Below are 9,601 nucleotides of genomic sequence, written 5' to 3'. Positions count from 1 at the left end.
CCCCTAGGGGACTCGAACCCCTGTTACCGCCGTGAAAGGGCGGTGTCCTAGGCCACTAGACGAAGGGGACACGCTACAACATTCACTACCTTCAACGTTTCGCGCTTTGCTTTCCGTTGAAAGTGGCGCGCATTCTATGGATGCTTTGGGAGGCCGTCAACCCCCAGATATAATTTTATTTAAATCAATGACTTCGGAGTGGTTTTAGGCTCACTTCGGGCTTTTCTGCCGTCCGCGCTTTGACGCCTATATTCTGGCACTCGACAAGACGCTATAGTCCCCCGCAGCCGGTGATGGCAATTTGAACCTGGGGCTCACCCTGGTGGTTCTATACCTATATAAGCAGCACAACTCATGCCCGGCTCGTCGAGCGGCGCTATGCGTCTAAATGCCAAGCCACTACACTCGCACGCGAATCCTATAACGAGGTTTTAACGGTGACACCACTCATGATCACCCTGCTGGTAATAGCCGGGATCGCACTATTGATCGCCATTGGCTACATGAACCATGTGGTGGAAAACAACAAACTGGAAAAGGCCCGCACCAAAGTCGAACTCAATGATCGCCTGCGTCGCTGCGGCGAGATCACCGAAACCTTCCCTGGCCAGTTCATGTCACCGGCCCTCAAGCTGCTGCTGACACGCCTGGAACTCAACGTTGTGCAGCGCATGCTCAACCTCGACAAGGCAGATAGCGCTCTCAAGGCGCGTCTGGCCGAGCTCAATACCTTGGTGGGACAGGGCGAATCGATTCCGGTGAACAATCCACCGTCGCCGATCCAGACCGAAGCCAAGGCCAAGGATGTTCGCTTCCTGCTGGAGGCCATGCACGGCCAGGTCACCCGTGCCGCCCACGATGGCTTCCTGCAACCCAATGAAGCCAAGCGCTGGATCAAGGAGATCCGCCATATCCTGGTGTTGCTGCATATCGAGTTCTTCAACAACCTGGGCCAATACGCCCTGCAACAGAACCAGCCGGGCCAGGCCCGCCTGGCCTTCGAACGCGGCGTGCAATACCTGCGCAAGCAACCGGACCCGGCGGTCTACAAGGAACAGCTGGAATACCTGGATAAGCTCCTGGCCCGTGCCAACGCCATGGTGCTGTCGACCCTGGAGCCCGCGCCAGACGAGGACAACGAGCTGACCCAAGGCCTGAAGACCGTGGAAGCCGACGCCGACTGGAAGAAGAAAGCCATCTACGACTGATATGAAAACCCCTGCCTGGCGCATCCAGCGCCGGGCAGGGGTTCGATGCAACAGCGCCCTCTTCGCCGCTACAAGCGGAAATGCCCCACCATCCCCTTCAACTCCACACCCAACTGCGCCAGCTCTATGCTCGACGCAGCATTGCCTTGCATGGCCAGGGAAGACTGGTCGGCACTGGCACGAATGCTGGTGACACTGCGATTGATCTCTTCAGCCACCGAACTCTGCTGTTCGGCGGCAGCGGCAATCTGCTGGTTCATCTGCTGAATCAACGACACCGCCGCGGCAATACTGCCCAGGGCACTTTCAGTCTGCAGGGCATCGCTGACCGCCAGCTTCACCAGCTCGCCGCTGCTCTGGATCTGCTGCACGGAAGAGTCGGCAGCGGCATGCAATGCCGTCACCAGACGCGCGATCTCCTCGGTGGACTGCTGGGTACGTTTGGCCAAGGCCCGAACTTCATCGGCCACCACCGCAAAGCCCCTGCCCTGCTCCCCCGCCCTTGCCGCCTCGATGGCGGCATTGAGGGCCAGCAGGTTGGTCTGCTCGGCAACGCTCTTGATGACATCCAGCACGCTGCCGATGTTGTCGATCTCTGCGCTCAGGCTCTCGATGCCGCTGCTGGCCCGGGTCGCGGAATCCGCCAACTGCTCGATGCGCTGCATGCTCTGGCGCACGACCTGCTGGCCACTCTCCACCTTGTCATCCGCCGCCTGGGCGGCCTGGGCCGCTTGCTCGGCATTGCGCGCCACATCGTGCACCGTGGCGGTCATCTGATTCATCGCGGTGGCCACCTGTTCGGTTTCTTCCTTCTGGGTACTGACTTCAAGGTTGGTCTGCTCGGTCACCGAGGACAGTGACTGGGCCGAACTGGCCAGTTGCTCGATCCCGGCCTGCAGGCCACTGACGATACCGCTCAGGCCACTGCCCATCTGCTGCATCGCCTGCATCAACTGGCCGATCTCGTCACACCGGGTGACCACCACCGTGGCGCTCAGGTCCCCCGCCGCGATCTGCTGGGCCACATGCATCACGCTGCGTAGCGGACGAACGATCAGGCGAGTGATGCTCAAGGCCGCCAGCAGCCCCACCAGCAATGCCAAGGCCGAGGAGCCGATGATCAGCAGGGTGTTTTTCTCCAGCTCCCCCTGCATCGACAGATCTTCAGCGGCATAAGCCTGGTCGACCCGTGCCATCACCTGGGCGGCGCGCTCATGCAACGTCTGATAGACCTGCTTCTCCTGAGCCAACAGGCCGGTGTATTCGTTGAGTTTTTCGCTGAAGTTGCCGATGTGCCCAGCGACCTCGTTGAGCACCGTCTGGTAGCCGCCATCCTTGACTGCGCTCTTCAACTGCTCGGCTTGAGCCAGGGCCTGCTCGGCCTGCTCGATATTGCCCTGCTCGGCCCTGCCTTGCTCATCTCCCTTGCGATTCTGGTCCAGGCGCACCCGAGCTTCGTTCATGGCTTGCAGCATCAGGCGCGAAACCTGGCTGATCTGATTGGCCTGTTCGATGAACTCCGCGCCCTCCTTGCCCTGGGAATCCTTGAGCGTATAGGCGCCGTCATCCGCCAGACCGGCCTGCAGCACATCAAGGTTGTTGGCCACACTGGACACCGACCAACTGGCCATTTCCAGGGCCAGGTCCTTGGCCTGGGTGAGCTCGACGAATTCATCGAAGGCCTTGCGGTAGTCCGCCAGCGCCAGTTCGACCTCCCCCATCACTGACTGGTTGGCGGTCGACTGCCCCTTGAGCTGCTGGGCCAGGAGCAACAGTGCATCCAGGCTTTCATGCAGGCTGTCCACTGTCTTGCTGTCGCCGTGCAAGGCATAGTCCTGCTCCAGCAGTCGCACCTTGAGCACGCCACTGTTGAGCTGGGACATCTGCTTGAGGCCATCGAAACGCTGGCTGACGGTTTGCAGGGACCAAACGCCGATGCCGGCCACCAGGGCCGTCAAGAGCAACACCAGGGCAAAACCGATACCCAGTTTCTTTGCCATGCCCAGGTTGGCAAAACGTCCACTCGCGGCCGAAGTCATGGTGCGCAGTCCCCTTCCAATCCCCAATGGCAATCAGGCCATTTTGTCTTTGCGAAGGGTCGCAACGGCGTGTACCGGCGCACAAGTCTCTGACGTCGGAATAATGGCAAAAAGCTACGCCGAGGTCGTTTTCAGGACACTGGAGGTCGATTCCATCGGGCCCCGGCGGGCTGTTGCGCCAAGGCCCGAGCCTGCAGTCAGATGGCCGTGGCGCCGCCGTCGACGGTCAAGGCGTGTCCAGTGGTGAAAGCGGCGCCATCACTGCACAGATAGAGCACCGCACTGGCAATCTCCTCGACTTTGCCGATACGCCCCACCGGGTGCATCGCCGCGGCAAATTCGGCCTTCTTCGGGTCAGCCTCATAGGCACGGCGGAACATGTCGGTATCGATCACTGCCGGGCAGACGGCATTCACCCGAATCTTCTTTTTGGCGTACTCGATGGCCGCTGACTTGGTCAGGCCGATCACGGCATGCTTGGACGCCGCATAGATGCTCATCTTCGGAGCGGCGCCCAGGCCAGCCACAGAAGCGGTGTTGACGATCGCGCCGCCGCCCTGGGCAAGCAGCAGCGGCAGCTGGTACTTCATGCACAACCAGACCCCTTTGACGTTGACCCCCATGATGGCGTCGAACTCATCCAGGGAGCCTTCCGCCAACCGCCCCTTCTCGATCTCGATCCCGGCATTGTTGAAGGCATAGTCCAGACGGCCATAAGCCTCGATTGTCCGGGCCATGAGGTTCTGCACATCCGCCTCCCGGGTGACGTTGCAAGACACGAACAGCGCCTCGCCTCCAGCCGCCTGGATAAGCGCCACCGTCTCTTCGCCTCCGAGCACATCCAGATCCGCCACCACCACTTTCAAACCTTCTGCGGCGAACGCCTGGGCAGTCGCCCGGCCGATACCGTTGGCTGCGCCGGTTACCAGGGCCACCTGGCCGGAAAACGTCATGCTCATTGCAAAGATCCTCGATCAAGTACGGGTCAGCTACCCAATCCAATCTAGCCACAGCCGGCCATGGTCGCGTCAGCACTATCAAAAGGCCGGTTGAGGTCTTATGCCTGCTGGTGATGAACGCCCCCCTCTCTACATCACCACACTGGATTGGCTCCCATTCGCTGGACTGGCAAACCTTGCGACAACGTCCTTGAGGGTCTATCAACTAGAGCTTCATTCACCCCTTGAGTGCCTGTCATGACCACCCTGACCAATCGCCAGTTCCTGCTTGCCAAACGTCCCGTCGGGGCAGCCACCCGCGAGACCTTTACCTACCAGCAGGTCGCCGTCGGCGAACCGGCAGCGGGGCAGATTCTAGTGAAGAACCAATACCTGTCCCTGGACCCGGCGATGCGCGGCTGGATGAATGAAGGCAAGTCCTATATCCCTCCGGTGGCGATTGGCGAGGTCATGCGCGCCCTTGGGGTGGGCCAGGTGATTGCCTCGAACAACCCGGGATTCGCAGTCGGCGACTACGTCAATGGTGCCCTGGGTGTGCAGGACTATTTCCTGGGCGAGCCCCGGGGCTTCTACAAGGTCGACCCCAAGCTGGCCCCTCTGCCGCGCTACCTTTCAGCCCTGGGCATGACCGGCATGACGGCCTATTTCGCCCTGCTGGATGTCGGCGCGCCCAAGGCCGGTGACACCGTGGTGCTGTCCGGTGCGGCAGGCGCGGTGGGCAGCATCGCCGGGCAGATCGCCAAGATCAAAGGCTGCCGGGTGGTGGGCATCGCCGGCGGCCAGGACAAGTGCAAGTTCCTCATCGACGAACTGGGTTTTGACGGCGCCATCGACTACAAGAGCGAAGACGTGCACGCCGGGCTCAAGCGTGAGTGCCCCAAAGGCGTCGATGTGTATTTCGACAACGTCGGCGGCGACATTCTCGATGCCGTGCTCAGCCGCCTGAACCTCAAGGCCCGGGTGGTGATCTGTGGCGCCATCAGCCAGTACAACAACAAGGAAGCTGTCAAGGGACCGGCCAACTACCTGTCGCTGCTGGTCAACCGTGCGCGCATGGAGGGGTTCGTGGTGATGGACTACGCCTCGCAGTTCGCCGCCGCCGGACAGGAAATGGCCGGCTGGATGGCCAAGGGGCAACTCAAGAGCAAGGAGGATATTGTCGAAGGCCTGGAGACCTTTCCGGAAACGCTGACCAAGCTGTTCAGCGGCGAGAACTTCGGCAAGCTGGTACTGAAGGTCTGACCTGCAGGAGCCGGCAAGCCGGCTCCTGCGAGAGGAGGCGTGTTACAGAGCCAGTTCGGCCACTACGTCGGCCAGGGCCTTGGCCGGATCGGCCGCCTGGCTGATGGGACGACCAATCACCAGGTAATCGGAGCCTGCGTCCAGAGCCTGACGCGGGGTGAGAATCCGCCGCTGGTCGTCCTGGGCGCTGCCCGCCGGACGAATCCCCGGGGTCACCAGTTGCAGAGTCGGATGGGCGCTCTTCAGTGCCTGGGCTTCCAGGGCCGAGCACACCAGGCCGTCCATGCCGGCCTTCTGCGCCAGGGCGGCCAGGCGCAGGACCTGCTCCTGGGGCTCGATGTCCAGGCCGATACCGGCCAGGTCTTCACGCTCCATGCTGGTGAGCACGGTGACGCCGATCAACAGCGGTTTGGGACCTGTGCGCTGATCCAGCACCTCGCGGCAGGCAGCCATCATGCGCAGGCCGCCGGAGCAATGCACGTTGACCATCCACACGCCCATTTCCGCAGCAGCCTTGACCGCCATGGCGGTGGTGTTGGGAATGTCGTGGAACTTCAGGTCCAGGAACACTTCGAAACCCTTGTCACGCAAGGTCCCGACAATCTCGGCGGCACAGCTGGTGAACAGTTCCTTGCCGACTTTGACCCGGCACAGTTTCGGGTCCAGTTGATCGGCCAGTTTCAGTGCGGCGTCACGGGTGGGGAAATCCAGGGCGACGATGATAGGAGTCTGGCAGGCGGACATGAAGGGGCTCTCAGGCAAGTCGAAATCGGCGCGGATTGTAGCGCAAGCCGTGGCGCTCCGGGACCCGATGAAAGGTAAAACATCCTCAACGGTGGTCGCGAATGCCGATCCGGCCGACAAATCCCCCGGGAGACGCGGACTTTGTATCAAGCCGGATACACTGACGACACGTCAGCAACAATCCCCGACGCTACCCTCCCCAGCCGCAATACCCTCGAACAGCACTTCCAGCCCCCGGGCCGGACGCCTATGCTGAAGCCACAACCCCGCCGTCACCTTCTAGTGGCGGCAAGCCTACCTGGCAGATGAACGCCCCATGCACAACACTCCAGCCCCTCTCAACGACTCCAAAGCAGCAGTCAATGCCGATGACAAGCGCTGGAACACCCGGGCCCTGATCGTCGACGACGACGCACCGATCCGCGAACTGCTGATCGACTACCTGGCGCGCTTCAACATCCATGCCAGTGGCGTCACCGACGGAACAGCAATGCGCCAGGCCCTGCAGGCCGAACACTTTGACGTGGTGGTACTGGATCTGATGCTGCCCGGGGAGGACGGCCTGTCCCTGTGCCGCTGGCTGCGCACCGAATCGGATATTCCGATCCTCATGCTCACCGCCCGCTGCGAACCCACCGACCGCATCATCGGCCTGGAACTGGGTGCCGACGACTACATGGCCAAGCCCTTCGAACCCCGAGAGCTGGTGGCGCGAATCCAGACCATCCTGCGCCGGGTCCGTGATGATCGCAGCGAACAGCGAGCCAATATCCGCTTCGACAGCTGGCGCCTGAACAGCGTCCTGCGCCAACTGATCTCGGCCGATGGGCTGGTGGTGCCGCTGTCCAATGCCGAGTTCCGCCTGCTGTGGGTATTCATCGAACGCCCGCGCCGGGTGTTGAGCCGCGAACAACTGCTGGACGCCGCCCGCGGACGCTCCATCGAAGCCTTTGATCGCAGCATCGACCTGCTGGTCTCGCGTCTGCGGCAGAAGCTCGGGGATGATCCGAAATCGCCGCAGTTGATCAAGACCGTGCGCGGAGAGGGCTACCTGTTCGACGCCCGAGATATCGGCTGATGCGTGGGCGTTTCGATACGCTGTTCGGCCGCCTGTTCGGCGTCCTGCTGATCGCGATCGTACTCGCCCACCTGCTGGCGTTCTTCTGGTTTCACCATTACGGACCACCGCCCCCACCGCCGCCGCCCCATTCGGCGACGTTCAACAATGGCCAGCCTCCAGTTCAGCCACCGCATTTCCCGAGACGCCCGCCACGGCCCTGGTTCGGTGGCCCGCTGGTGCCCCTGACTTTCCAGTTCATTTCCTTGATCATCGCCGCCTGGTACGGCGCCAAGCTGCTATCGCGCCCCATCCAGCGCCTCAGCGATGCCGCGGAACGCCTGAGTGAAAATCTCGACAGCCCGCCCCTGGAAGAAGTCGGCCCCCGGGAAGCGCGACAAGCGGCCAGCGCCTTCAACCAGATGCAAAAACGCATACAGGAACAGGTTCAGCAGCGGGGGCGCATGCTCGGCGCCGTGTCCCATGACCTGCGCACGCCACTGTCACGCCTCAAGCTGCGCCTGGAACAGATCGAGGACAGCAAGCTGCAAGGGCAGATGCGCCAGGACCTGGACGACATGATCAAGATGCTCGATGCCACCCTCAGCTATCTGCATGAACAGCGCACCAGCGAGGCGGCGCAATGGATGGATGTGCAGGCGCTGGTGGAGTCGCTGTGCGAGAACGCCCAGGACCAGGGCGCCGACGTCCAGGCCCAAGGCCATTGCGCGCCCCTGCTGGTGCAGCCGATGGCCCTGCAGTCCTGCCTCAACAACCTGCTGGACAACGCCTTGCGCTATGCCGGGCAGGCCACCCTGACCCTGGAAGACAACCGTGAGCAGTTGCTGATCCGGGTCATCGATCACGGGCCGGGGATTGCCGCCGACAAGCGTGAGGCCGTGTTCGAGCCCTTCTTCCGCCTCGAAGGCTCACGCAACCGCAACTCCGGCGGCGTCGGCCTGGGCATGACCATCGCCCGCGAGGCGGCGGAGCGCATGGGTGGGCAATTGCTGCTGGACGAAACCCCGGGCGGCGGCCTGACTGCAGTGTTGCACCTGCCCCGCCCCTGAGCGCCTTGTGTAGCGACGGGTACTAAACTCAAGTACCCAGGACAGCGACGCCCAGAACCAGCAGGCCAACATCGCCGAAGCCCTGGGCAAGATGATCGCCAACCTCAGCAAGCAGTATCAGTTGAACCCCGGCAGCAGCGTCAACGTCGCCGTCTGTTGGCCCCTTGCCGCTCCCTCGGGGAGCGGCAATCCGCACGTCAGCGCGGTTCCTGGGCACGGGCCTGGCTGGCACTCCAGTCCAGCAGCAGGCTGTAGGCCACCGCCAGCAGGGTCGGCCCGATAAACAGGCCGATAAAGCCAAAGGCGATCAGGCCGCCGAACACGCCCAGCAGCACGATCACCAGGGGCAGATTGCCGCCGCGACTGATCAGATACGGCTTGAGCACGTTGTCGACGCCGCTGATGATGAAGGTGCCCCAGATTCCCAGGAACACCGCCATGCCGTATTCGCCCTTCCAGGCCAGCCAGGCCGTGGCCGGAATCCATACCAGGGGCGGTCCCATGGGAATCAGGCTGAGCAGGAAGGTGACGATACCCAGCACCAGCGCCCCGGGAACGCCGGCAATCAGGAATCCGATCAGCGCCAGCACGCCTTGGGCCGCTGCGGTACCTATGACTCCGTTGACCACCCGTTGCACCGTGCCGGCCACCAGTTCGATGTAATACCCGGCCCGGTCACCGATCAGGCGTTCCAGCAGCTTGTGCACGAACAGCGCCAGGCGCGGACCGTCGCGGTAGAAGAAAAACACGAAGACAATACTCAGGGTCAGCTCAAGAATGCCCCCGCCAATCTGCGCACTGCGGGCCAGCAACCAGTTGCCGACCTGCCCCAGGTACGGCTTGACCGCCAGCATCAGGGCCGCGCCCTGCTGGTCGATGCTGTCCCACAACGCCACCAAGCGCTCTCCGACCAATGGCAAGCCACCGAGCCAGGCGGGAGCCTCGGGCAGCCCGTCCACCTGTACGTCCTTGATAAAGGCCGTGGCATCGCGCACATGGTCCGCCAGATTGAGGCCCAGCCAGACCAGGGGCGCCGCCACCAGGACCATCCAGCCCAGGGTCAGCAGCGCTGCGGCCAGGGATTCGCGGCCATTGAGCCAACGGGTCAGCAATCGCATCAGAGGCCAACTGGCAAAGGCCAGCACCGCGCCCCAGAACAGCGCCGACCAGAAAGGCGCCATCACCCAGAAGCTGGCACCGAACAACACCAGGAGCAGGATCTGCACCAGCAGGCGATCGTTATTGGGCATGAAATGTCTCGCGCAAGAAGAATCAGAGAAGA

At 62.4% G+C, this 9,601-nt stretch carries 8 protein-coding genes and 1 pseudogene; 4 read left to right on the top strand and 5 right to left on the bottom strand.

Annotated elements, in window-relative coordinates; translation table 11 throughout:
* Positions 1-449 precede the first annotated feature (449 nt).
* Complete coding sequence (locus tag PQT43_RS05500) at positions 450-1,208, top strand: hypothetical protein (RefSeq protein WP_170001250.1); 759 nt, start codon at positions 450-452, stop codon at positions 1,206-1,208.
* Positions 1,209-1,276: 68 nt separating this feature from the next.
* Here PQT43_RS05500 and PQT43_RS31335 read toward each other — a convergent pair whose 3' ends face one another.
* The 3 genes and pseudogenes from PQT43_RS31335 to PQT43_RS05490 form a co-directional block, all read right to left on the bottom strand.
* Complete coding sequence (locus PQT43_RS31335; protein WP_371826160.1) at positions 1,277-2,140, bottom strand: methyl-accepting chemotaxis protein; 864 nt, start codon at positions 2,138-2,140, stop codon at positions 1,277-1,279.
* Positions 2,138-2,362 (bottom strand): annotated as a pseudogene (locus PQT43_RS31330) (HAMP domain-containing protein); the annotation flags it as partial. The pseudogene PQT43_RS31330 and the gene PQT43_RS31335, both read right to left, overlap by 3 nt.
* A gap of 1,082 nt (positions 2,363-3,444) precedes the next feature.
* Complete coding sequence (locus PQT43_RS05490) at positions 3,445-4,206, bottom strand: SDR family oxidoreductase (RefSeq protein WP_102863940.1); 762 nt, start codon at positions 4,204-4,206, stop codon at positions 3,445-3,447.
* Positions 4,207-4,443: 237 nt separating this feature from the next.
* On the opposite strand from PQT43_RS05490, the gene PQT43_RS05485 reads away from it, so the two are divergent.
* A complete protein-coding gene (locus PQT43_RS05485; protein ID WP_110595188.1) occupies positions 4,444-5,448 on the top strand; it encodes an NADP-dependent oxidoreductase in 1,005 nt (334 codons plus the stop codon).
* 42 nt (positions 5,449-5,490) lie between these two features.
* Here the strand turns inward: PQT43_RS05485 and pyrF are convergent, their stop codons facing one another.
* Positions 5,491-6,192 carry an orotidine-5'-phosphate decarboxylase gene (gene pyrF, locus PQT43_RS05480; protein WP_162884117.1) on the bottom strand — a complete coding sequence of 234 codons (702 nt, stop codon included), beginning with the start codon at positions 6,190-6,192 and terminating at the stop codon, positions 5,491-5,493.
* A gap of 316 nt (positions 6,193-6,508) precedes the next feature.
* On the opposite strand from pyrF, the gene PQT43_RS05475 reads away from it, so the two are divergent.
* On the top strand, positions 6,509-7,270 hold the full coding sequence (locus PQT43_RS05475) for a response regulator (RefSeq protein ID WP_272753577.1): 762 nt from the start codon (positions 6,509-6,511) through the stop codon (positions 7,268-7,270).
* Complete coding sequence (locus tag PQT43_RS05470; RefSeq protein ID WP_102878908.1) at positions 7,270-8,319, top strand: sensor histidine kinase; 1,050 nt, start codon at positions 7,270-7,272, stop codon at positions 8,317-8,319. Before PQT43_RS05475 ends, PQT43_RS05470 begins: the two co-directional genes overlap by 1 nt.
* Positions 8,320-8,516: 197 nt before the next feature.
* Here PQT43_RS05470 and PQT43_RS05465 read toward each other — a convergent pair whose 3' ends face one another.
* A complete protein-coding gene (locus tag PQT43_RS05465) occupies positions 8,517-9,569 on the bottom strand; it encodes an AI-2E family transporter (RefSeq protein WP_102863944.1) in 1,053 nt (350 codons plus the stop codon).
* Positions 9,570-9,601: the final 32 nt, after the last annotated feature.

Source organism: Pseudomonas sp. BLCC-B112, assembly GCF_028550695.1.
In the GTDB taxonomy this organism is placed as follows: domain Bacteria; phylum Pseudomonadota; class Gammaproteobacteria; order Pseudomonadales; family Pseudomonadaceae; genus Aquipseudomonas; species Aquipseudomonas danubii.
This window is presented reverse-complemented; position numbering and strand designations above follow the sequence as displayed.

Excerpts from the sequence above, each read along its gene's own strand:
- PQT43_RS05500 (WP_170001250.1), top strand. The coding sequence starts at position 450 with ATGATCACCCTGCTGGTAATAGCCGGGATCGCACTATTGATCGCCATT.
- PQT43_RS31335 (WP_371826160.1), bottom strand. The coding sequence starts at position 2,140 with ATGGGCAGTGGCCTGAGCGGTATCGTCAGTGGCCTGCAGGCCGGGATC.
- PQT43_RS05490 (WP_102863940.1), bottom strand. The coding sequence starts at position 4,206 with ATGAGCATGACGTTTTCCGGCCAGGTGGCCCTGGTAACCGGCGCAGCC.
- PQT43_RS05485 (WP_110595188.1), top strand. The coding sequence starts at position 4,444 with ATGACCACCCTGACCAATCGCCAGTTCCTGCTTGCCAAACGTCCCGTC.
- pyrF (WP_162884117.1), bottom strand. The coding sequence starts at position 6,192 with ATGTCCGCCTGCCAGACTCCTATCATCGTCGCCCTGGATTTCCCCACC.
- PQT43_RS05475 (WP_272753577.1), top strand. The coding sequence starts at position 6,509 with ATGCACAACACTCCAGCCCCTCTCAACGACTCCAAAGCAGCAGTCAAT.
- PQT43_RS05470 (WP_102878908.1), top strand. The coding sequence starts at position 7,270 with ATGCGTGGGCGTTTCGATACGCTGTTCGGCCGCCTGTTCGGCGTCCTG.
- PQT43_RS05465 (WP_102863944.1), bottom strand. The coding sequence starts at position 9,569 with ATGCCCAATAACGATCGCCTGCTGGTGCAGATCCTGCTCCTGGTGTTG.